18 protein-coding genes are annotated in these 24,528 nt (G+C 49.7%); 15 read left to right on the forward strand and 3 right to left on the reverse strand.

All coding sequences use genetic code 11. From position 1 onward, the window contains the following. Positions 1 to 81 precede the first annotated feature (81 nt). A complete protein-coding gene (gene ligA / locus EBB54_RS02280; RefSeq protein WP_125126175.1) occupies positions 82 to 2,070 on the forward strand; it encodes an NAD-dependent DNA ligase LigA in 1,989 nt (662 codons plus the stop codon). Positions 2,071 to 2,205: 135 nt separating this feature from the next. Continuing rightward, the gene (gene clpX, locus EBB54_RS02285; protein WP_125126176.1) at positions 2,206 to 3,672 is read left to right on the forward strand and encodes an ATP-dependent Clp protease ATP-binding subunit ClpX; all 1,467 of its coding nucleotides are present in this window, start codon (positions 2,206 to 2,208) and stop codon (positions 3,670 to 3,672) included. A 136-nt stretch (positions 3,673 to 3,808) separates the two neighbouring features. Here clpX and EBB54_RS02290 read toward each other — a convergent pair whose 3' ends face one another. Next, on the reverse strand, positions 3,809 to 5,512 hold the full coding sequence (locus EBB54_RS02290) for a S8 family peptidase (RefSeq protein ID WP_125126177.1): 1,704 nt from the start codon (positions 5,510 to 5,512) through the stop codon (positions 3,809 to 3,811). Between the two features lie 262 nt (positions 5,513 to 5,774). Between EBB54_RS02290 and EBB54_RS02295 the strand changes: the two genes are divergently transcribed. Together EBB54_RS02295 and EBB54_RS02300 are read left to right on the forward strand one after the other, a co-directional pair. After that, a complete protein-coding gene (locus EBB54_RS02295) occupies positions 5,775 to 6,308 on the forward strand; it encodes a hypothetical protein (protein ID WP_004082797.1) in 534 nt (177 codons plus the stop codon). A 39-nt stretch (positions 6,309 to 6,347) separates the two neighbouring features. Beyond that, a complete protein-coding gene (locus EBB54_RS02300) occupies positions 6,348 to 6,824 on the forward strand; it encodes a signal peptidase II (protein ID WP_004082795.1) in 477 nt (158 codons plus the stop codon). Between the two features lie 106 nt (positions 6,825 to 6,930). Here EBB54_RS02300 and EBB54_RS02305 read toward each other — a convergent pair whose 3' ends face one another. Further along, on the reverse strand, positions 6,931 to 8,625 hold the full coding sequence (locus EBB54_RS02305) for a helix-turn-helix domain-containing protein (RefSeq protein WP_125126178.1): 1,695 nt from the start codon (positions 8,623 to 8,625) through the stop codon (positions 6,931 to 6,933). Between the two features lie 240 nt (positions 8,626 to 8,865). Here EBB54_RS02305 and EBB54_RS02310 point away from each other — a divergent pair, with 240 nt between their 5' ends. The 10 genes from EBB54_RS02310 (at position 8,866) to EBB54_RS02355 (ending at position 20,748) form a co-directional block, all read left to right on the forward strand. After that, positions 8,866 to 10,227, forward strand: coding sequence for a YjiH family protein (locus EBB54_RS02310; RefSeq protein ID WP_125126179.1), 1,362 nt, complete (start codon positions 8,866 to 8,868; stop codon positions 10,225 to 10,227). A gap of 254 nt (positions 10,228 to 10,481) precedes the next feature. Beyond that, positions 10,482 to 11,999 carry a YfcC family protein gene (locus EBB54_RS02315; RefSeq protein WP_125126180.1) on the forward strand — a complete coding sequence of 506 codons (1,518 nt, stop codon included), beginning with the start codon at positions 10,482 to 10,484 and terminating at the stop codon, positions 11,997 to 11,999. 95 nt (positions 12,000 to 12,094) lie between these two features. Continuing rightward, positions 12,095 to 13,216, forward strand: a complete 1,122-nt coding sequence (locus EBB54_RS02320) for a Rossmann-fold NAD(P)-binding domain-containing protein (RefSeq protein WP_125126181.1) — start codon at positions 12,095 to 12,097, stop codon at positions 13,214 to 13,216. Between the two features lie 66 nt (positions 13,217 to 13,282). Continuing rightward, a complete protein-coding gene (locus EBB54_RS02325; RefSeq protein ID WP_125126182.1) occupies positions 13,283 to 14,554 on the forward strand; it encodes an agmatine deiminase family protein in 1,272 nt (423 codons plus the stop codon). A gap of 29 nt (positions 14,555 to 14,583) precedes the next feature. Then, complete coding sequence (gene arcC / locus EBB54_RS02330) at positions 14,584 to 15,525, forward strand: carbamate kinase (protein ID WP_125126183.1); 942 nt, start codon at positions 14,584 to 14,586, stop codon at positions 15,523 to 15,525. A gap of 431 nt (positions 15,526 to 15,956) precedes the next feature. After that, entirely contained in the window at positions 15,957 to 16,181 is a 225-nt protein-coding gene (locus EBB54_RS02335; RefSeq protein WP_004082780.1) for a hypothetical protein, read from the forward strand. 124 nt (positions 16,182 to 16,305) lie between these two features. After that, on the forward strand, positions 16,306 to 17,142 hold the full coding sequence (nudC, locus tag EBB54_RS02340; protein WP_004082777.1) for an NAD(+) diphosphatase: 837 nt from the start codon (positions 16,306 to 16,308) through the stop codon (positions 17,140 to 17,142). 124 nt (positions 17,143 to 17,266) lie between these two features. Next, complete coding sequence (locus EBB54_RS02345; RefSeq protein WP_044991176.1) at positions 17,267 to 17,689, forward strand: bacteriohemerythrin; 423 nt, start codon at positions 17,267 to 17,269, stop codon at positions 17,687 to 17,689. A gap of 206 nt (positions 17,690 to 17,895) precedes the next feature. Next, positions 17,896 to 20,160 carry an endopeptidase La gene (gene lon, locus EBB54_RS02350; RefSeq protein ID WP_125126184.1) on the forward strand — a complete coding sequence of 755 codons (2,265 nt, stop codon included), beginning with the start codon at positions 17,896 to 17,898 and terminating at the stop codon, positions 20,158 to 20,160. 93 nt (positions 20,161 to 20,253) lie between these two features. Next, on the forward strand, positions 20,254 to 20,748 hold the full coding sequence (locus EBB54_RS02355; protein WP_125130560.1) for an NUDIX hydrolase: 495 nt from the start codon (positions 20,254 to 20,256) through the stop codon (positions 20,746 to 20,748). 159 nt (positions 20,749 to 20,907) lie between these two features. On the opposite strand, the gene EBB54_RS02360 is transcribed toward EBB54_RS02355, so the two are convergent. Next, the gene (locus tag EBB54_RS02360; RefSeq protein WP_125126185.1) at positions 20,908 to 21,534 is read right to left on the reverse strand and encodes a cytidylate kinase-like family protein; all 627 of its coding nucleotides are present in this window, start codon (positions 21,532 to 21,534) and stop codon (positions 20,908 to 20,910) included. A 539-nt stretch (positions 21,535 to 22,073) separates the two neighbouring features. Here EBB54_RS02360 and EBB54_RS02365 point away from each other — a divergent pair. Then, positions 22,074 to 24,488, forward strand: coding sequence for a glycoside hydrolase family 2 TIM barrel-domain containing protein (locus tag EBB54_RS02365; protein WP_125126186.1), 2,415 nt, complete (start codon positions 22,074 to 22,076; stop codon positions 24,486 to 24,488). Positions 24,489 to 24,528 lie beyond the last annotated feature (40 nt).

Raw genomic sequence — 24,528 nt, forward strand, 5'->3', positions numbered from 1 at the left:
GGCCGCGGAGCGAATGGGAGCAAAGCCGTGGGAAAACCGGCCGGCAGAATCGAAAATAAATCGGAACAGGAGCGGGATGTTATGGATAAGAAAAGACAGCGGATGCAGGAACTTACAGAGCTTTTGAACCGTGCCCGGCGTGCGTACGAGCAGGAAGACCGGGAGATCATGAGCAATCTGGAATATGACCGTCTGTATGACGAACTGGCCGGGCTGGAGCAGGAGTTGGGAACAACGCTTGCCTCCAGCCCGACGATCCACGTGGGCTACGAGGTGCTCAGCGAACTGCCCAAGGAGCGGCATGAGCGCCCCATGCTGTCTCTGGACAAGACCAAGGAGGTGCCCAGGCTGCAGGAATTTCTGGGGGATCAGAAGGCAGTGCTCTCCTGGAAGCTGGACGGGCTCACCATCGTGCTCACCTACCGGGACGGGAGCCTGCAAAAAGCGGTCACCCGGGGCAACGGGGAGGTGGGGGAGGTCATCACCAACAACGCGAAGGTGTTTAAAAACCTGCCTTTGCACATTTCCTTCCGGGGGGAGCTGGTTTTGCGGGGGGAAGCCGTCATCGGGTACACGGACTTTCAGCGGATCAATGAAGAGATTGAGGATGCAGACGCCCGGTATAAGAACCCAAGAAATCTGTGCAGCGGGTCCGTCCGCCAGTTGAGCAACGAGGTGACGGCAAGGCGGAACGTCCGTTTTTTCGCGTTTTCACTGGTGCGTGCAGAGGGCGTGGATTTTGAAAATTCCAGGCTTCGGCAGATGGAATGGCTGGCATCCCAGGGGTTTGAGGTGGTGGAGCACCATCTGGTGACCTCTGAGACCATCCAGGAAGAGGTGGAGTGGTTTTCGGGGCGGATCGAAAGCAATGATTTTCCGTCGGACGGCCTGGTTTTGGTCTATGATGACATCGCCTACGGGCAGTCGCTGGGGGCAACGGCAAAGTTTCCCAGGGATTCTTTTGCGTTCAAGTGGGCGGATGAGATCCGGGAAACCACATTGCGGGAGATTGAGTGGAGCCCCTCCCGAACCGGGCTGATCAATCCGGTGGCGGTGTTTGAGCCGGTGGAGCTTGAAGGCACCACGGTGAGCAGGGCCAGCGTCCACAATCTGAGTATTATGGAGGAACTGGAGCTGGGGATCGGGGATTCCATCCAGGTCTATAAGGCGAATATGATCATTCCCCAGATCGCGGAGAACTTAACGCGGAGCGGGAACTGTGAGATTCCGGCGGCCTGTCCGGTGTGCGGAGGCGCGACCCGCATTTCCACGGAGAATGATACCAAGACTTTGTACTGCACCAATCCGGAGTGCCAGGCGAAGCAGGTGAAGGCATTTGCCCTGTTCGTGAGCCGGGATGCCATGAATATTGAGGGAATGTCCGAAGCGACACTGGAGAAGTTCATCATCCAGGGGTTCATCAAAGATTTTTCGGATATATTCCACCTGGACCGCTATGAGGAGGAGATCAAGAACCTGGAGGGCTTTGGGGAAAAGTCCTATGTGAACCTGCAGAACAGCATCGAAAACGCAAGAAATACGACATTGCCCCGGCTGGTCTACAGCCTGGGGATCGCCAATATCGGCCTGGCCAACGCCAAGGTCATCTGCCGGGCGCTGGATAACGACCCGGCACGGATTCCCGACGTTTCGGAGGAAGAGCTGGACGAGATCCCGGGCGTAGGCGGGGTGATCGCCAGGACGTATGTGGATTATTTTGCCCAGGAAAAGCACCGGGAGCTTTATCGGAAGCTGCTGGACGAGGTGCGGATTCCCAGGGAGGAGATTTCGGCAGACAGCGCGGTATTTGCCGGGGTGAACTTTGTGATTACGGGAAGCGTACAGCACTTTGCAAACCGGGGGGAAATGAAGGAGCTGATCGAGAGCCGGGGCGGAAAGGTGACAGGCTCTGTGACCTCCAAAACGAACTACCTGATCAACAACGACGTGCAGTCGGCCTCCTCCAAGAACAAGAAGGCCAAGGAGCTGGGCGTGCCCATCATATCCGAGGAGGAATTTCTGGAGCTTTTGGATCACAGTTCGCCTTCCGGCAAAGGGGCGGATGCTTAACGCCCGCCCTGAAATCTCCTGTTTGCAGCAAAGGGGCAGCGTTTAGAAAAAGTTAATTTGAAACTGCGGCGGTTTTCGACTATAATGAAAAAGCGGGTGGGAAAACCGCGGAAATAATAATCTGGAGGACGAAGGATGTCGGGGAATGATTTTATCATAGTAGATTCCGAGGAGCATGAAGAATCTGCTTCTGCGGAAGAGAAAAAAGACGTGGCGGTATCGGAGAGCGAAAAGGATAAGCAGGACGATGAGTACGAGAAGGTCTGCTTTATGTGCCACCGCCCGGAGAGCATTGCCGGGAAGATGATCGAGATGCCGAATCATATTACGATATGCCAGAGCTGCATGCAGAGAAGCTTTGACTCGATGACCAATGGTTCCCTGGATTTTTCGAAGCTGATGAACAGCATTCCGGGGATACAGTTTTTGAATCTGTCGGATTTGGAAAACGCGATTCCCAAGCGGCAGAAGATCAAGAAGAAAAAGGAAGCAAAGGAAAAGCCGGTGAAGAAGCTCAATATCAGGGATATGCCGGTGCCGCACAAGATCAAGGCCCGTCTGGACGAGTATGTGGTGGGCCAGGAGCATGCCAAAAAGGCCATGTCCGTTGCGGTCTACAACCACTATAAGCGGGTGGCGTCCGGGACGCTGGACGACATCGAGATCGAGAAGTCCAATATGCTGATGATCGGCCCCACCGGAAGCGGGAAGACCTATCTGGTGAAGACGCTGGCAAAGCTTCTGGATGTGCCCCTTGCCATCACGGACGCAACATCTCTGACAGAGGCGGGATATATCGGAGACGACATTGAGAGTGTGGTTTCCAAGCTGCTTGCGGCGGCGGATAACGACGTGGAACGGGCGGAGCAGGGCATCATATTTATCGACGAGATCGACAAGATCGCAAAGAAGAGAAATTCCAGCCAGCGGGATGTGAGCGGCGAGTCTGTGCAGCAGGGGATGCTCAAGCTCTTAGAGGGCAGCGAGGTGGAGGTGCCGGTGGGCGCCAACAGTAAAAACGCCATGGTTCCTCTGACGACGGTGAATACGAAGAACATCCTTTTTATCTGCGGCGGGGCATTTCCGGATCTGGATATCATCATCAAGGAGCGGCTTTCCAAAAAGACATCCATGGGATTCAACGCGGAGTTAAAGGATACATATGAGAAGGACCGGGAGCTTTTGTCCAAGGTGACGGTAGAAGACCTGCGCAAGTTCGGCATGATCCCGGAGTTTATCGGGCGCCTTCCGATCATCTTTACGCTGCGGGGACTGGATAAGGATATGCTTGTCAAGATCTTAAAGGAACCGAGAAACGCCATCTTAAAGCAGTACCAGAAGCTGCTGGCGCTGGACGAGGTGAGCCTGGACTTTGACGAGGGCGCGCTGGAGGCCATTGCGGAAAAGGCCATGGAAAAGGACACCGGGGCCAGGGCACTGCGGGCGATCATCGAAGAATTTATGCTGGATATCATGTATGAGATTCCAAAGGACGACAATATCGGCCAGGTGACGATTACGAGGGAATATATCGAAGGTACGGGCGGGCCTGTGATCCAGCTCAGGAGCCAGAGCGTGCCGCTGCTGAACCAGACGGTGTGAGTCCGGAACAGGCAGCATTACAATAGATCTGCAGGGGCTGTTTTTAAACAGCCCCCTTTTTGTGCCGCCGTATGCAAGGCTATCGGCAGTTTTTTTTGTATGCTGCCTTATGCAGGCAGCGGGGAGGATTCCCGCATCAGAGTTCCCGTATCTCGTTCAGGGCGTTGTACAGATCTAACAGGCCGTATCCCCAGTCCCGGTTGGGGAACTGCATCCCCGGGGGACGCTGGGCGCCGATCATGAGAATACTTTTGATCTGGTAGGAATCCACAGAGGTATTGCCCATCTTGATCAGAATCCATTCCAGAAGGAGGGCTACGGCTCCGGCGTTGATCGCCGCGGCGGCGCTGGAACCCGAGCGCATGGCGTAGCGCCCGCCGGGAAGGGCGCCTAGGACGTCAACGCCGGGGGCCGCGATGGTGGGATTGATGACGTCATTCCGGCTGTAGCCCCTGCCGGAGCTTAAAGCAACCGCATTGGTACTGCCGTCATAGAAGGCAGTGTTGATGGTGCTGGCGCCGTTGGCAGGATTGGTGATGGTATAGTAAGGGCTGGAATTTAAAAAATAGACTTCCCCACTCAAAAATTCACTCATCGGAAGCCAGATATGGAACTGCCCGTTGAAGATCCGGACCGGTTCGATATTGAGCCGCCAGATGCCGGGGGAAGGGTCGGAAAAACGGAAGAAAATCAGCTCCGAGCTTTCCAGCTCCGCCGTGATCCGGTAATCAATGCTCACCCGGGTTGGCTCCAGCAGAAATTGAAACGATGTGCGGACATTGGTACGGACGGACAGCCGGGAAGTACTTTCACCGGATGGGGAGGTCAGGGAGACGGAAAGGACGTTCGGGATGGAAGTCCAGAGTTCCATGGTGAAGCCTGTGACCCCCTCTCCTACACGGATTTCCGCAGTATGATTTGTGTAGACATCCGGGATTTCATAGTAATAGTGATGGCGTTTGTCTGCCTCGTTGCCGCAGCCGAGGACCGGAATCCGATTGATGGAGGAGCCGTAGGAATTGAGGATGAGCGGACAGGGAAGCGCGCCCACATGGCCGCCCGCGTTGGTGCCCAGGGCAAAGCAGAATACCAGCGGGAGTTTCAGCTTCTGGGCCAGAAGGTCCAGGTAGCGCAGCGCAAGTATGATGTCGGTCTCCTGGTGGCAGGGGACGCCCTCCGGGATAAAATAATAATCACGCAGATACTGCTTGGCCTGCTTTAGCTTTACGACGGCAAGGGTGCACTCCGGGGCTGCCCCCAAAAAGTTTTCATCGGGATTTCCGCTTCCGGCGGCCAGGCTTGCGGTAAAGGTGCCGTGCCCGGAATCATCCACGGAAGGGACGACGCCCAGGGGGGAGGCGCTTTGGAGCGCTTCGTTGATCATTTCTTCGGTATATTCGGAGCCGTAGGCAAACCCTTCCGGCGGTGTTCCGTCCTGAATGGTCTGATCCCAAATGGCTGCGATCCTTGTGGTGCCGTCCAGGTTTCGGAATACCGGGTTCATGTAGTCGATGCCGCTGTCCAAAAAGCCGATCAGTATGCCTTTCCCCATCAGGTGCAGGGTAGGGTAGCTGTGTAGGGGCAGGATGCCCGCCTGGTTCAGGGAATCGGTGCTGATATGCGTATAGCATTTGGGAATGGCCGTATAGTACAGCATTTCCGAGGTGAGGGGATCTGCCTGCTCGTTGGGGACGTAGATGCAGCGATAGCCCATTTCGACGTCCTGGGTGCAGAAATCTTCTTCTCTGATCCGTGAGATCAGGGAGGAATTGTCATTTACGATAAAATCACGGTAATCATCGGAAAGGATGGAATTTTTGCATGTTTCCTGATCAATCATAGATTGTGGGTTCTTTCTTTTTTATTTCACTATATGATAAAAAGGGGCCGTTCAGAACAGCAGACAGGAGACACGCCCGCCCTTTTGCGGGACTGCGGCAGCGAATAGTTAAAAATTTATTATGAAAGTATAAAATAAGAAAGAAACTCTTTGAAGTTGGCAGAGAATGGGGTATAATGATTTCAGTAAAAGTGACTGGGAAAGCTGTACGGCTTGATGGTTGCGAATTTAATTACACATCAATGAAAGGGGCTGTATCTATATGAGAAATTTTTTAGAGGATTTAGGAAAACGTCTGGGAGAAACTGCTGAGAGCATGACGAACAAGGCCGGAGAGGCTATGGAGATCCAGAAGCTGAAAAGCCAGATCCGCACGCTGGAAAGGGAGAATGACAGCGACCTGGCAGAGCTGGGGCTTGCGGTTTATGACCAGTTCAAGGCCGGAACAGAGGTTGGAGAGGAAGCTGCGGGACTGTGCGAGGCGATCCAGAGCAGGGAAGAAAGCATTGCGGAGTGCCTGCAGAAGATCTCGGATGTAAAGGGAGATTCCCAGTGCGAGGACTGCGGCAAGACCGTTGGAAAAGGCATGGCATACTGCCCGTTCTGCGGACATAAGATGCCGGAGATCGTTGAGGAAGCAGCGCAGGAGTTTGCGGAAGCTGCGGAAGAAAAGGTTGAGGAAGCTGCCGAGGCTGTGGAGGACGCAGTAGAGACCGTAGCTGAGAAGACCGAAGAAGCTGTGGAAGCGGCAGCCGAGAAAGTGGAAGAAGCTGCGGAAGAAGCAAAGACCGAGTAGGATATCCGCCGGGGCATAGACTATCAAAGGGGGATGGTTATGGGAATATTGTTATTGATCAGTATGACAGCATGCCTTGCGCTTCTGGATATTGCGGCCAAGTCCGTTATAGAAGGATATTTGACCCGGAAGGAGGAGCGGACGGCCTGCCAGGGAAAGATCATACTGCGTAAGGTCTACAACCGCGGGTTCTGCATGAACCTGCTGGAGAAGAAGCCGGAGGTTGTAAAGTACGCTTCGGCATATGCGGCGGTGCTCCTGACCATTTACCAGCTTTTTACCCTGATGCGGAAGAAGCACCGTGTCAGGAAGATCGGCCTGTCGCTGATGACTGCAGGGGCATGGAGCAATACATTTGACCGGTGGCTCCGCGGGTATGTGATCGACTATGTGGGATTCCAGACCAGATGGGAGAAGCTCACAAGGCTGACTTTCAACCTGGGCGACTTTTTCCTGGGAGCGGGAAGCATCCTGGTGATGCTGTGTACGCTGTTCCATAGCGGAAAGAAAAAATAAGGCTGCAGTTCGCCGGCTGGACGGTGAACCGCAGCAAAATGAGATATGGCCGGGGATCTGTGAAGGCTTCGGTATGCGAGGCTGCCCCACCTGAGATTCGGCGAAGTCAGGTGGGGCAGCTTTTATAATGCGAAAAATAATCGAACTGGTTCAGAAGAATCGTGAGCCGGAGTCCTATGATACTGTCCAGATTGGAAAAACTGACGTGGATCAGGTGCTCGATTTTCGAAATTCGCGCATGCAGCGTATTGACATGAATGAATAGCTTTTCGCTGGTCAGCTTATAGGAAAGCTCATTCGAAAAAAAAGATTCCAGGGTAAAATAGAGGTTGGAGGAATGCTTCCTGTCATATTCAAGGATCGGTCTCAAGTATAATTGGTACAACTCGTCCAGGTAGGCATCGTTGATGTTGCCGTTGCTGTCCGTAAACAGCTTGATGATCCCCAGATCTCCATATATAAGCAGAGAAACGCTGTCCTGCCTGTTTCTGACATAATTCAAAGTAAATACGGCTTCATTATATGCCCTCCGCAGATCCCAGTAGCGATGGAGGTCACTGATCCCCATAATAAAGTGGGAGGAATTAAAATAAGTGGACAGGGCATCATAGAGCTGCATGCCCACATCTTTTATGGAACGTACTTTATCATCAATCAGAATCACCCATTGTTCTTTATATAAAAACACAAGAAATTTATTATTGTAGAGCCTGATATGCTTCAAATGATTGATAAATCCGGTCAATAGCTCCACGTTATTAAAGAGATTTAAGTCTTTGCGGCTGTTGATCAAGAGCAGATAATAGCTGTTGCTCAATTCTGTATTCAGACTCAGGCTGATCTGCTTTTTGCGGGCATGGTCTTCGTGCGGCAGGTCAAGGAGACTTTCAAAAACAACACTTTTGAAGTAATAGTTTGATTTCTCAAATTCTGCCGTAATACTGATTTTCAGAGAATATATGGACATGATTGTTTCCAGTCGGCAGATCAGTTCAGGAGGAAGCGTCTCGGCAGATGAACGGTATTTTACAATAATATAAAATGCAGAAGTAAATTTTGAAATATGGGAAGGGATGATAAAATACTGATCTTGTTCATTGACAGAATTGTCATGGTATTTATATCCGTTCATGGCAATGCCGTTGAAATTCTCCCCGACAGGAATGCGCTGTAAAAGAGTACTGACTCTCAGATTCCGAAGCTCCGAATTCCAGTCGTTGTCATTAGAGCTGTCCTGAATCCGAAGATTATAGTCTGCAAGCGCGATCGTGATTTTTGTCAGGTTATGCACAATTTCGCAAAGGCTGTTCAGCAGGTAATTATTGGACAGATAGTTGATAATAGAATTCTGAAAATTCTGGTTTTCTACAAGGTACTGTGTTTGATTATTGATGATCAGATTCTGGATCAGAACGATCATACTGCTCCATGGAACGTGATCTTCGATAAATATAAGAGGAATGTGATATTTGATCAACAATTCTTTTTGTTCCTCAGTGATATACTTTTCATACAGCTTGTGCGTGATCACGCCGGAAATTTTTTTCCGGTACAGAGTATTGATAAAGCTCTCAGTGAGACAAGTACGCATGAAACGGCTTACAATCAGAATATCGCCTTCATGCAGCCAATTCTCTATATCCTCCACGTCCATGACGGTTGCGCTTTTTATAATGTGCTCCAATCCCTCCTCAGTTATGATCATATCGCAGGAAACCATCGGTTTTGTATTGAGTAGATCTCGGATGGAAACCTCCTTAAAATCATTATGAAATGTGTAATTTAATAGATTTTCTTCCATTTAGCCACCACCTTATCTGCTGATTATATCATTGTTTCCTGAATATGCAAAGATGATTATGGTAAATTTAAACACAGGAAACAGGAAATGTAAATTGGTGCCAGACATGAAAAAAGCATGAAAATTTTGTAGATATACACAATGGAAATAACCAATATCAAACCTTATACTATAACAAAAATCAAACGTTGAACGGGGAGCCGGCGCGGAAATGAAGTGGATACACAAGGAGAAAAGAATATGGAGAGTAAAGGCAAAAGAAACTACACTCCGCGGGAATTATGCAGGTTTATAATTCCGTCGGTTTTGGGGACAGTCATTTTTCTGCTGCCGATCAAATGGCATGGAAATATGACCATATTGATCGGAATTATTACGGATGCACTGCAGGTATTGCTTGCACCGGTGATTTCAGCTGTGGTGACAATTGCAATTGTTCTTTCAGCAGTGCTTTCTACGATCAGAAGATTTTTGAAACCGGAATGGATCATAAAAAGTGAACGCCTGAACGCACTTTTTTCATGCAGTACCTTCTATTATATCTGCCGTCTTCTGGGAATGGTATTTGCGGTGATGGTGTATTTTGGAATCGGTTTTGAAGCTGTGGTTTCTCCGGATACTGGTGGAACCATGCTGGGATTGCTGAAGACGATTACCGTGTGGTTTATGGCAGCGGCTTTTTTGATTCCGCTGCTGATGGATTTCGGGATTATGGATTATGTCGGTACGCTGCTGCGCAGAGTGACCAGACCGGTATTCCATCTGCCGGGAAGGGCGGCGGTAGATCTGCTGGCATCCTGGCTGGGAAGCAATACGGTGGGGGCGGTGCTTACCATCAAGCAGTATGAGCGGGGATATTATACGGCGAGAGAAGCCATTGTGATCGCATGTTGTTTTTCTGCAGTGTCGCTTCCGTTCAGCCTGGTGATCGCCGCAATGATCGGTGTGGATCATTTGTTCATTCCCTTTTATCTGATCGTAACGATTACCGGATTCGTAAGTGCGGCGATCATGATCCGGATTCCGCCGTTACGTCTGTATCCGGACGAGTTCTGTCCAGATGTAGGAAAACAGGTCAAGGAGGAGGAAATTGAAGGGTATACCATGCACCAGTGGGCATTAAAGCTGGCTGTGGAAAAGGCGGCCAAGGGGCCGGGGATGAAGCAGATCCTGCTTAGCGGGCTGGATACCTTTATGGGGATCGTATTCCAGACGGCTCCGATCGTAATGGCTTTTGGTACGATCGCATGTATGGTGGAGGCATATACACCCATTTTTAAATGGCTTTCCGTTCCGTTCGGATATTATCTGCGGTTATTTGGGATTGAGGATGCATTTGCGGTGGCGCCTGCGGCAATCATTGGATTTATTGACATGTTTTTGCCGTCTGTACTGCTTGCAGGAGTGGAGTCGGTGAAAACCAGGTTTATACTGGGGGCACTGTCATTGGTTCAGATCGTATATATTACGGAGATCGGATCGATTATGATTTCCTCGAAGGTTCCGGTCAAGCTGAAAGATCTGTGTTTTATATTTATAGAAAAGACGTTGATCGCGCTGCCGGTGATCGTGTTGCTGACAAATTTATTTGGTGTATTTTAAAGAATGAAGGGGCTGCCTGCTGACAGTCTCTTTTTTCACGTCTGTTTGGAACATGCTGTTTTGAAGATTACGTTTTTATCATCAGGAGGCAGAAAAGCTGATAGCAGGGCATTTTTGGCTTGGTGATTCATACAAATCTTTTGAACTGACTTTGTGGGTTCAGACAATATATTTCGGAAAATATTTTTACTAAAATAAAATACACAAGGAAAAAACAGAAAATACAGACAAATGAAAAGGAAGGTGAGTCAACAATGGGAGAAACTCAAAAAAAGAAAAAAGAAAAGAAGGGTCTGAATTCCTATGTAGTTATATTTGTTGTAATTGCATTCATGGCAATTCTGACCTGGTTCATTCCGGGAGGGGAATATGAATTGGATGAGGCCGGATATGCGATTGCCGGGACTTATAAAGAACTTCCGGCCAATCCGCAGGGGCTTTGGGACGTGATCACTGCGCCGATCGTAGGTATGGTCGGAAATGGTGCGGTGAGCGGGGCAATTTCCATTTCCCTTTACATCATGCTTTTCGGGAGCTTCCTGAAGATGATGGAAGAGACAGGTGTCATCGGATTTGCGCTGACATCCGTGGCAAAAAAATTTCAGAAAAAACCTTATATACTGATAACGATCCTTGTATTTATTCTGTCATTCCTTGGTACGTCACAGGGGGCATATGAAGAATGTGCCATTTATGTATCTCTGTTCCTGCCGATTTTCCTGGCGATGGGGATGGATACGATTACGGTCGTGATGATTTCCGTATTCGGTACGCAGATCGGATGTGCCGCATCAGCGATCAATCCGTTTTCCACAGGGATTGCTTCGGATATTGCGGGGATTTCCTTTGGAGACGGTATTATCCCAAGACTGATTCTGTTCTTCGTGCTGTCGGCAGTTGTTTCCGTGCTGATCAGCTGGTACGCGAAGACGGTGCAGTCTCATCCGGAAAAATCCGTGCAGTTCTATCGGCGGGATCAGGACCTGAAGGAATTTTCCAATTCCGAAGAGGCGGGTGATACGGCAAGTGATGTGAAGCATATGAAGGGGCTTGTGATCGTGTTTGTCCTGACCTTCGTGATCATGCTTCTGGCATTGTTCCCATGGACATCCATTAATGAGCATTTTACAATCTTTGCGTCAATTGCGGAATGGGTGAATACGACACCGGTCATCAGCACCGTCATCGGAAGCAGCGTGGTGGCATTCGGAGACTGGTATTTTACGGAGCTGACAGCACTGATGCTTGTGATGTGCCTGATTGCGGGATTTATGGCAGGGTATGACCTGGATAAGATTATCAATATCATAATCAAGGGCGCGGCAGAGCTTGTATCAACGGCCCTGATTGTTCCCATGGCACGCGGTATCCAGGTGATCATGACATCCGGGAATATTACATCCACCATCCTGCATGCTACGGAGGTGACGCTGGGATCCCTGCCGGTTGTGATATTCGTAATTCTGGCATTTGTGATTTATCTGATCTTTGCATGCTTCCTTCCCAGCTCTACAGGGCTTGCAGGGGCAACCATATCGGTCATGGTTCCGCTGGGGACATTTGCAGGGGTACCGCCGTATGTGATGATCATTATTTATAACTTTGCGCTTGGTATCGCCAAGATGTTTACACCAACGTCGATCGCGGTTATGACATGTACTCAATATGCGAAGATTGATTATACATCCTGGATCAAGGCGGTATGGAAACCACTGGCTGTGATCTTCCTGGTGTGTCTCGCGTTTGCGTTGGGATTGACCTTGATTGGTTAAAGCAGATATGAGAAGGAGTCGTGTAGACAAACTAAGGTATTCAAATTGGTAACAAAGTGGTAAGAAGCATTCAATATATAAAGGAGAAAACAAAAATGGCAATTTCACTGAAAGGAAGAAACTTTTTCGCATTGGAGGATTTTACACCGGAGGAGATCCGTTACCTTTTGGATCTTGCAATCCAGCTGAAAAAGGAAAGTAAGGAACACATCAAACATCAGGACTATATCGGGGAGGACTTTCTGTTATTATTTGAAATGAATTCTACACGAACCCGCTGCGCGTTTGAGACTTCCGCAAATGATCTGGGAATGGGAACCACATTTCTTTCAAACTCGCATTTCGGGAATACGGAGACCATCAAAGACTCCATGCGTGTATTCAGCGAGATGTACAGTGCCATCGGCTACCGGGGCGCTAAGCACAGCACGCTGCTTGAAATGGCAAAAGACAGTGCGATCCCGATTATCAACGGATACACAGATCATCAGCATCCGACCCAGATGCTGGCAGACGCAATGATACTGGACGAGGTTTGGGGAAGGGAGAACTATAAGGGTAAGACACTGTGCTTTATCGGGCGGGGCGGTGCGGTGAACTCCTTCTCATATGGCGTAATGTGTGCTATGCTTGGTATGAACTTTACCTATATTACCTCTTATATGGGAATGGATGAGGCTCTGGAAGGTCTGACAGCGGCAGAAAAGGCTACGTTCCGCAAATTCGTGCCCGAAGGAGTAGTATCTCCGAACTGGGACACCAAGATGGACGCGAGAAAGCGCAAAATTGTAGAAGAACTGTTCGCGAAATACAGCCCGGAATGTAAATTTATTGAAACGGATGATATCAACGCGATCAAGGGCGTGGATGTGATCACAACAGAGAATTGGGGATTCTTTACAGACCCTGTGGAGACATGGCTTCCGGGGATTGTACGCTTCCGTCCCTACCAGGTGAACAGAGAGCTTCTGGAACGTTCGGAAAATCCGGATTGTATTGTCATCCATATGCTGCCGTCCACACACAATATGGATCACGCATCCGGACAAAAGCTGCTGTCCGTAATAGAGGATCCGGAACTGCGTGAATTTTTAAAGGGCGGAATGGAAGTGACAGATGAAGTCTTTGAACAGAACGCAAAATATATTTTCCAGGAAGCAGGCAACCGAAAGCATACGATCAAAGCGGTGATCAAAGCTGTATTAGGAGAAAGATAATATATAGTATGCAACTTGTAATTGTGCGAAGTCAAAGCGATAGACCTTAAGAAGGAGGAACCATTTATGGATATTTTAAAATACAGAGGATTGGATTATGAAGATTTCCGCGTACCGGGGGAATTTGAACCCCAGGAGGCCGTGATCCTGGGATGGCCGGAAATGGCGGAATGTATTAAAGGGTACAGTCTGCACAAAGCATTTGCACAGTTGATCAAGATTATTGTGGAACAGGCAGAGGGTGTGACCGTCTATGTGAACTGTCCGGATCAGAAGCGAGTGGAAAGCTGCAGGAAGGCTTTGGCAGAGGAAGAAGTGGAGATTGAAAAGGTTGTGATCACGACCTATCCGGACGGCAGCAACTGGACAAGGGACTACGGCCCGGATATCCTGGTGGACGATAAGGGCCACCGCCTCCTTGCCAATCCGAGATTTAACATGTATGGTCAGAGTACCATTGACAGTGTTACTTCTACATTATGCGCAAAGTTCGCGCCCCATCTTGCGTTGGAAATCGGATGCCGGGATTTTGTGAATTCCACCCTGATTACAGAAGGCGGAGACAAGGAATTCAACGGCAACGGTGTGCTCATGGCATTGCGTGATACGGAGGTGACGAAGCGTAATCCGCATATGTCAACCGAAGAGGTAGAAGAAGAGCTGAAGAGATTGTTCCACTTGAAAAAAGTGCTCTGGCTGGAGAAAGGTGTGTTCGACGACGAGCTGACCACCTCAGGGGTATTGGATTATGTGGATGGAGAGCCGGTTTACCGCTCATCCTCCGCAAACGGGCACATGGATGAATTTGCAAGGTTTGTAGGGCCCAATACGATCCTCCTTACCGAAATTACGGAAGAAGAGGCATCAAACCTGAACTCCCACCGGATTACGAAGGAGCGCTGTGATGCCGCTTATGAAGTTTTAAAAAATGCAACAGACGCGGAAGGAAATCCGTTTAAGATCGTGCGTATGCCGGCTCCGGAGCCATTCTATGTATATTCTAAACCGGGAGACTGGATCAATGATACATGGTCCTGCCGTTACGGAGAGGGAAATGAATTCCTGGATGACGGGACACCGATGCCGACAGGGGATATGATCATGCAGCCGGCCCTGAGTTATATTAACTTTTTGATCCTGAACAATATCGTGATCGCTCAGAATTACTGGGAAGAAGGACGTCCGGAAAGCATTAAAAAACGGGACGAACAGGCACTGGCTGTGCTGCAGGAGGTGTTCCCGGACAGAAAGATCGTGCCGTTTGTCAGTACCGCGCTGAATATCCGGGGCGGCGGAGTGCACTGCGCGACGAAGAATGTACCAAGGGCATCTAAATAGGAGTTCTTTTCATAGGAAGAGGTGAAAATATGCCGAAAATTGTAATTGCTCTGGGCGGGAACGCGCTCCAGTCCAAGGACAGCAAGCCGACGGCAGAAGGACAGCTGGAAGTAGTCAGGCAGACCTGTGAAAGGCTGGCGGAGATCAGCGCCCAGGGATATGAGATGAGTATTGTCCATGGAAACGGACCTCAGGTCGGGAGAATCCTTCTGGCCTCTGAGGCCGCGAAGGATCTGACGCCTGCAATGCCGTTTGATGTGTGCGGAGCCATGAGCCAGGGATATATCGGATATCATATCCAGCAGGCATTAAAATACGCGCTCAGTATTCGGAATAAGCATTGTCCGGTGGTGACAGTCGCGACGCAGATGGTGGTTGACAGAGACGACAGGGCTTTTGAAAATCCTACAAAACCAATCGGTCCCTTTTATACGGAGGAAGAGTCAAAGAAGCTGGAAAAGGAAAATGGATATACGATGAAAGAGGACGCGGGCCGGGGATGGCGCAGAGTGGTTGCGTCTCCAATCCCCAGAAAGATCGTAGAGATAGAGGCAATTAAAAATCTGTGGAAATCTACGATTGTAGTTTCCTGCGGAGGAGGCGGCATCCCGGTAGTCGAGAATCCGGACGGGACACTGGAAGGGGTGGCTGCCGTCATTGATAAGGATCATGCAGCTGAGCTGCTTGCGGAGCAGGTGGAAGCGGATATTCTGATGATTCTGACAGAAGTGGAAAAGGCCGCGGTCAACTGGGGCAGCCCGAATCAGAAAAATCTGGATACCATGAGCCTGAAAGAAGCGGCGCAGTATGTGGAAGAGGGACAATTCGCTCCGGGAAGTATGCTCCCGAAGGTGGAAGCCTGCATGAAGTTTGTACGTCAGAATCCACAGAAAAAAGCGATTATCACCAGCCTTGACAATGCGCTGGAAGCATTGGAGGGGAAGACAGGGACAGTGATTACATTTGCATAAAGTGAATCTTTGCTGGAATAGCCGGAATACATAGAGGCAATTTCAGGAAAAACAGGGCGCGGCATCTGAAATCAGAAATACTCAGACGCCGCGCCGTTCGTATATTGGCAGTTGATTTATTGTTACTGTTCACACCTTTTGGGTGCTCCAGTAACAGTATCCAGCCCATTTTTAGTCGCCTTCGGCGAGGGGCTGGATATTATGGCAAATGTTACTTTATTGGCCGGACGCCGTGCGGCAGGGTGCACGACGCCGTGTGAACTGTAACGATTTATTTCTGAATAAATATTTTTGCGGACAAAGAGTAAAAATGTATAGTATTTTTTATAAAGTAGTGTTAGAATAGAAGAAATGCGTAGCTTCAATAAATAGCATCATATAAATTTGTGTGTGTGAGGTTACGAAAATACATGATATAGGAGGTTGCATAAATGGCGAGAGGACGCAAAAAACAGGTAAATCTTACATTAGAGGAACAGCTTGAGGCAGTGAATAATGAGATTGCTGCATGTGAGGAACAGATCAAAGAACTGAAGCGTAAGAGAAAAGAGATAGATAAGCAGATCAAGGAAGAGAAGAAGGAAGCTCTCTTTAAAGCAGTGGAGGAGTCAGGCAAAAGTATAGACGATATTCTGTCCGCTCTTTCCGAAGGCTGATGTTGGCGCAATGTTCACAGCAAATGGATTTTGCCGTGAGTGTAATGAAGTGAAAAATAAAATGCAGGCCGCTATGAGAATGGGATAATTCTGTGGCGGCTTCTTTTCACGGAGGAAAAAACTCATGATACAGGATATAGCTCCGCATCATCTGGACAATGCATACCGTCCTGTCCCGCCGGACCGGGACAGTATAGCCTTGTGCTATGAAGGACGCGCCTGTCTGATGAAACGAGCGGGAGAAGAGATCATTTTTCCAAGATTCGCGGATCTGGAGAAAGAAAATACGGAGATTTACAAAGCTTATACCTATCTGTTCCAGGTAGATGAAGAACGGTATTATCTGGTCACGGAAGCAAAATGGGACTGTCTGTCTGACTTTGAGTTGGAGGATCTGACTGTTTTCCGACAGGCCGAACCGCAGTACAGGGCATTTGCCGGAATTACGGGTCATCAGTTATACCATTGGTATCAGGCCCACCGGTACTGCGGACAGTGCGGTTCTCCCACAAAGCCGGACGGGAAAGAGCGGATGCTGTATTGTGAAACATGCCGTTCCATGGAATATCCCAGGATCTGTCCTGCCGTGATCATCGGCGTGACAGACGGAAACCGGCTTCTGCTTTCCAAATATGCGGGGCGGACATATAAAAAATATGCGCTCCTTGCGGGCTACACGGAGATCGGGGAGACGATGGAAGAGACCGTGGCACGGGAGGTCATGGAAGAGGTGGGGCTGAAGGTGAAGAATATCCGCTACTATAAAAGCCAGCCGTGGGCGTTCAGTGATACCATTTTGATGGGCTTTTACTGTGATCTGGACGGAGCGGATGAGATCCGGCTGGATGAGGAAGAGCTGGCGCTGGCGGAGTGGTTCGAACGGGAGGAGATTCCGGTCACGCCATCCAGAGACAGCCTGACCAATGAGATGATCATGCGGTTTAAGAATGGAAGAATATAAGCGATGTAATACATGGCTGAATAAAACAGCATGGTTCTTAAGCTTGCGGAAAGTAAACAAGAAGCAAAAGAATTTGGCATAGCATTTGCTAATTGAATATATAAATGAGAAAGGAAGAAATATGATGAGAGCAGAATTTGACGAGACATTGATTACAGGAAACGAGATGATCGATTCCCAGCACAAAGAACTGATCGGCAAGATCAACGGATTGCTGGACAGCTGCGAGGACGGCAATGACAAGCTGGCGGCGGTCAAGACGCTGGACTATCTGGCGGAATATACGGATTTTCATTTTACGGCGGAGGAAAAGCTGCAGGAGGAAATGGAGTATCCGGGGATAAAAGAGCACAAAGAAGAGCATGCTAAGCTGAGAAAGGTGGTAGATGAGCTTCACCAGATGCTTGTGGAGGAGGAAGGGCCGACTCCGGCATTTGTAGAGCAGGTGAACCGCAACGTGATCGACTGGCTGTACCGGCATATCAAAGGATTTGACCGTTCCGTGGCAGAATACAGATTCATGCGCGGAAACAGTGAAAACCTGTAATATCCTTTGCTGTGAATCTTCATAAAATTCTGAGCCTGGACAGGGGCTGAGATATAAGGGAGCACGAAAGAGTGATTTGTAAATGTCTGTACAAATCACTCCTTTATTTTCGAGAGACTCTGTGCTTTACAAATGCCGGGAAGTGTGGTATGGTTACAAGTGATTAGCACTCTACTATACAGAGTGCTGACAGAAGGAGAGAGATTATGATTACAATACCTATATATGATATGATCATTTTGCCGGATGTGACCTATTATTTTAAGAAAGACGTACTGAAGGATCTGGGGGCACAGGGCGCCGAGAAGGGGGATCAGCTCCTGTTTCTTATGCTGAAAGAGGATAAGAGCAGGAAGGACATGACCATGTCAGATTTCTATCCGATCGGTGTGATCGGGGAGCTGGAGACCATTGACGGGGACGGCAATGTGAGCGTCAAGACCGGGGAGCGGGTGGAGGTATCGGATCTGCAGGTGACAGAGGAAGCCATTGAGGCGTCGGTGTCAGTCAGAAAAGTGGAGGAGGACATTGAGTCCGAAGAGATCCAGGAGCGTTTTGAGAAAATGCGCTCCACGCTGCTTCATTTTATACAGGGATTCCAGTGGGGAATCTGGGCGCGCAGCTATGTCCTGCACTGGAAGTCCATGAATGAGGTGGTATCTGCCCTGTCCGGATATCTCACACTGTCAGACGATGAGAAATATGCGATCCTTGCATCAGATACGGTATCCGAGCGTATGGAACGGATCGAAAAAGCAATCTATGAATTTATCGAGATGGCCAGGGTCAGCGAGGAAGCGGAGACGGCGCAGCAGGAGAAGCATGAGAAGGTCTATCGGGAAGAAGCCATCAAGAAGCAGATCGATTTTCTGCAGAGGCAGCTCGACGAGATGCATCCGGAAAATGTCTCCGATATCCGGAAGTTTGAACAAAAGCTCCAGGATTCCGGGATGAACCAGGATGCGAGAAAGGAAGCCGACAAGGTTCTCAACCGGATGAAGCAGGAAGGGAAGGACAGCCACGAGTACGGGCTGCTCTATGACTATCTGGACTTTGTTACCAGCCTGTCTTGGAGAAAAATGGACGCGGAGGATGTGGATCTGAAGGAATCCGAGGAGATCCTGGACCGCGAGCATTACGGACTGAAAAAGGTGAAGCAGAGGATCGTGCAGCAAATGGCGGTGATGGCGCTCAAACAGAGCCAGTCCGGCTCGATCCTGCTGTTTGTAGGCGCGCCGGGAACCGGAAAGACGAGTATCGGCCAGAGCATTGCAGAGGCACTGCACCGGAAGTATGTCCGGGTCAGCTTGGGCGGCGTGCGCGACGAGGCGGAGATCCGGGGACACCGCAGAACCTACGTGGGTGCCATGCCGGGCAGGATCATGGAGGGGATGAAGCGCTGCGGGACCTCCAATCCGGTGATGGTATTGGATGAGGTGGATAAGCTGTCCAGGGATTACAGCGGCGATCCGGCAAGCGCGCTGCTGGAAGTATTGGACCCGGAGCAGAATAATAATTTTACGGATCATTATATGAATGTGCCTTACGACCTGTCGGATGTGCTGTTTGTATGTACGGCCAATACCACGGACACGATACCGGAGCCTTTGCTGAACCGGATGGAGGTGATCCAGTTCCCGGGCTACACGGCGGTGGAGAAGTTCCAGATCGCGAGGAAGCATCTGCTGCCCAAAGCCATGAAGGGAATGGGAATCAAGGCCCAGAACCTGAAAGTGACGGATCAGGCTGTCCAGGCCATCATCAGTGATTATACCAGGGAATCCGGCGTTCGCGGACTGAAAAAGCGGCTGGACGGCCTGTGCAGATACGCGGCGGTGAAGCTGGTCAAGGGCGAGCAGAAGAGCATCACGGTGAGCCCCAAAAGGCTGCCGGAATTTTTGGACCGGAAGCCCATCCGGCATGAGGAAGCGCTGGAGGAGAAGAAACAGGGGATTGTCACCGGGCTTGCGTGGACGGCAGCAGGTGGGGAGATCCTTTTCGTAGAGACCTTATTTACCAAAGGGGAAGGAAAGGTGAAGGTCACCGGACAGCTCGGGGATGTGATGAAGGAGTCCGCCCAGATTGCGGTCAGCCTTGTAAAATCCAGATATCCCGAAGCGGCGGAGGTATTCAAGACCAATGACCTGCATATCCACGTGCCATCAGGCGCGGTTCCGAAGGACGGACCTTCAGCCGGGATCACCCTGACCACGGCCCTGGCGTCATTAGTAACCGAAAAGCCGGTGAGCCCGGAATACGCCATGACAGGCGAGGTGTCCCTGCGGGGGACGGTGATGCCCATCGGCGGCCTGCCGGAAAAGCTGATGGCAGCGCAGCGGGCCGGGATCTCCAAGGTATTTATACCGGAGGACAATGTGGACGATCTGGACGATGTGGCGGAGGAAGTGAAGGAGAAGCTGGAGATCATACCGGTGAAGAAGGTAGAGGAAGTGCTGGAGAGGGTTCTTTGAGATAAGAGACGCGCGGCCTCGGAACCGGATTGAGAGAAGCGCGGACAGTAAGGCGCGGACAAATATACTGCTGATAAAAAAGAGGTGGGAATGATGGTCAGTTTGAGTACATTGTGTTATATCGAAAAAGACGATCAATATTTGATGCTTCACAGGACGGTGAAGAAGAATGACATCAATAAGGACAAATGGATCGGTGTGGGCGGACATTTTGAAAAAGGGGAAAGCCCGGAGGAATGTCTGCTCCGTGAGGTGAAGGAGGAGACAGGATATACGCTGACTTCCTGGAAATACAGGGGAATCGTGACGTTTCTCTATGGGGAGGACGTGACGGAGTACATGTCCCTCTATACGGCGGAAGGGTTTGAGGGAGACGCGATTCCCTGTGATGAAGGAGAGCTGGAGTGGGTGGAAAAGAAAAAGATCCAGGAGCTGGACATCTGGGAAGGGGATAAGATCTTCCTCAGGCTTTTGGAGGAAGGGCATCCGTTCTTTTCCTTGAAGCTGGTCTATGACGCCAAGGGAACTCTGCTGTATGCGGCGCTGGATGGGAAGCAGATGGAATTAGGCGTGCAGACAGACCGGTGATTACGCGGAGAACCGAATGAACAAAAAACCTGTATCCGGAACCGGGCAGGCTCTTTTACAGAAGCGTGCAGATCCCGGATACAGGTTTTGGAAATGCTTTTGGATACGGAAAAAGCAGGCGGACGCTTGTGCTGCTACTTTGGCCGTATGTATGTTCAATCAGCTGACGTCTGCAGCAGATTCAGGGCAGTAGCGGTCTTCATAGGCGGCCTTTAAGATCTGGACAGCCTGTGTTTCCGTAAATCGGCTGCTGTCGATGCACAGATCGTAAGAAGTGATGTCCAGCCATTTTTCATCCGTAAAATACTCGTAATAATTGCGCCGCTCTTTGTCCATTTTCTTTACATAAACACGTGCGTCCCGTTCCGGAATATCCATCCGTTCGGCAGCCGTTGATACCCGGAAGTCGAAGGGGGCGTGGATAAACACGCGCAACGCCCGTTTTTCCAGGATATGTCCGGCACAGCGCCCGATGATGACACAGTCCTCACGTTCGGAAAGGGAGAGGATGATCTCGCTTTCGGCCTGGTAGAGTACGTCATTCATGGGATAAAAGCGGTATTGGGGCGCCATCTGCATTGGTTCGTCCAGGGGATAACGCCACTGGCTGGCCCGCTTTTCGTCTACTTTCTGCAGTTCTTCATATGGGATGCCTTCCTTTTCGCTTGCAATCCGGATGAGTTCCTTGTCATAGTAATGGATTCCCAGCTCGTCCGACAGTGCCTTTCCAATCTTTCTCCCATTGCTCCCATACATCCGATTGATGGTAATGATTCGTTTTGTCATATTACAGGGCTCCTTTCACTTCCGTACCGCGCAGCAGGCTGCATGGCATCGGGATACCTTGGTGTGCAGAAAAACCGCGGGCGGCGGGATTTCTGCGGTGGAAAAAATATCGGTTTCTATGGATACATTATAACAGAATTTTCAGAAAATGACTATAAAAAGAGAAAGAAGGATGGATAATTCAGGGTCCCAGTTGTTACAGTTCACACGGCGTCGTGTACCCTGCTGCACAGCGTCTGGCCAATAAAGTGACATTTGCTATAATATCCAGCCCCTCGCCGAAGGTGACTGAAAAATGGGCTGGATACTGTTACTGGAACACCCAAAGGGTGTGGACATTAACGTAAAAAAACAGTCAATTCGCGTGTAAATTTGTATTTCATCTCATGGTTATGTTACACTTTTTGATAGCCGGGTCCTGCATAAATAATGTAGGAAATGTATTCGGGCACTATGGAAATATAGGGAAATAATGAAAACAAGCTGTACAGGATATTTTCCTATGGTTCTTGAAAAGGAAACAGGAAAGGAAGCATAAGATGAGAAAAGTGGATTTTAACGAAGGCTGGACCTGTAGATGCCTGACACGTGACGAGGCGGAGTATCCAGTGGCTCTGCCTCATGACGCTATGTGGTCAGAGGCACGTACAGAGGCAAGTAAGGGAGAGAATAATATCGGATGGTTTGAAGGCGGAGACTATGAATACCGGAAATTATTTTTTGTATCAGAAGATGACCGGGACAAGAAGATCCTGATAGAATTTGAAGGAGTCTATCATAATGCAGAGGTCTTTCTCAATGGGAAAAAGATTCTGTCCCGTCCCTACGGCTATACCAACTTTTATGTGGATACAAAAGATGCGCTGCTTTACGGTGAGGAAAATGAAATCTGTGTGACCGCCTATAATTCGGATCAGCCCAACAGCCGTTGGTATCCGGGAACCGGAATATACCGCCCGGTATTTCTCTGGATTGGAGAGGAAAAGCACATTCCGGTTAACGGTGTGCGGATCCGCACCGTCAGTTATGAACCTGCTGTTATAGAGGTGGAAGTCAAAACCAGTATCAATGGCCGAGTGAAGATTGAGATTTTTGATGACAGCGAAAAGTGCATGGAAGTAAAAGAACTGGAAACCGAATCTCAAGCTTCTGTCCAGATGCAGATTCCGTCTCCAAAACTCTGGAACTGCGATACTCCAAATCTGTATCGCTGTAAAGTGACATTCGGGGAAGACGTCGTGGAAGAGCATTTTGGAATCCGGCTTCTGGAGTGGAACAAAGATGCAGGCCTCACCATCAATGGAAAACGTGTTATCCTCCGCGGCGCCTGTATCCATCACGACAATGGAATCCTGGGGGCATGTGCCTTCCCGGAAGCAGAGGAACGGAAAGTGCGGATTTTGAAGGAACAGGGCTACAATGCCCTGCGATCCGCCCATAATCCCTGCTCCAAAGCCATTTTGGATGCCTGTGACCGTCTGGGCATGTTGGTGATGGATGAATATGTGGATGTATGGTATATCCACAAGACAGAGCATGATTATGTGGATCACCTCCCCCGCTGGTGGAAGCAGGATCTGAAAGATATGGTGGAAAAGGATTACAACCATCCGTCCGTCATTATGTATTCCACAGGAAATGAGGTATCGGAGACCTCCCAGAAAAAAGGAATAAAGCTGACAGGCCAGTTTACCCAGTACCTTCATTCTCTGGACAGCACCAGGCCGGTAACCTGCGGGATCAATATTTTCTTTAACTTTTTAAGTTCCGTCGGTTTTGGGGTTTACAGTGACGACAAGGCAAAAAAGAACGCACAGGCGGCGGAGAAGAATGCTCAGGCAGCACGAAAGAAAACAGATGCAGGGAAGGAAAAAAAGAAAAAACCGGTGGGAAGTGAATTTTATAATACTCTGGCCTGCCTTGCCGGGGATTATTTCATGAAATGCGGAGCCACGCTGTACCCCTGCGATTTAAAAACCAGAGACGCATTTGCCAATATGGATATTGCAGGTTATAATTACGGCATCTTCCGCTATCTTCATGACCTAAAAAAATATCCGGACCGTCTGATTCTGGGAACAGAGACGTTCTGCAAGGATGCATATTCTTTCTGGGAGAAAGCAAAACAGAATCCACGCATTCTGGGAGATTTTGTATGGGCCGGTATGGACTATATCGGAGAGACAGGCGACGGAGCCGCAGAATATTCGGACTATAAAGAAGAAAATCCGGCCTGCCGCATGACCGGAGGCAACGGGCGTGTGGATCTGCTTGGAAAACCACGGGCAGAGGCCGCATTTACCCGAGTCGCCTTTGAGCAGGAAAAGGGGCCGCTCATTGCGGTCAACCCGGTATACCAGAAGGAGAAGCTGAACCTGACCGGGTGGCAGCTGACGAAGGCGCTGGAAAGCTGGTCGTGGCACGGGTGTCAGGGGCAGACAGCCACGGTAGAAGTGTACGCAAGGGCCGCAGAAGTGGAACTTCTGGTGAACGGGCAGGCCGTGGGCAGAAAAAGCTATAAAAATACATGCCGCAGGGTATTTAAAACAAAATACGAGGATGGAGAAATCACGGCGGTTTCCTATGACAGCATGGGCAGGATCATCGGCCGTCTGACTTTGAAAACAGCAGGGGAAGATATCCGGCTCAGGATTTGTCCGGAACAGCAGGAAGTAAAGCCAGGAAAGCTTGTGTTTATTCCGCTCCAATATACAGATGCAGAAGGGATCTGGAAGCCGATGGTGCGGGAGCGGCTGAAGGTATCTGTGGAAAACGGAGTCCTGATGGGGCTTGGCAGTGCAAATGCATATGTAAAAGGAAATTATGCGCAGGATACGGCGGACACCTATTATGGGGAGGCCATGGCGGTTGTCAGGGCCGGGGAAGCCGGTGTGGTAACCGTAACGGTGGAAGACAGCCGGGGGAGCCATACTGTGGAGGTTCTGTGTAAATAAAAATATATAAAGTGATTGCTGGACATAATGGCAAGGACAA

This window comes from Schaedlerella arabinosiphila (assembly GCF_003885045.1).
GTDB classification, from domain to species: Bacteria; Bacillota; Clostridia; order Lachnospirales; family Lachnospiraceae; genus Schaedlerella; species Schaedlerella arabinosiphila.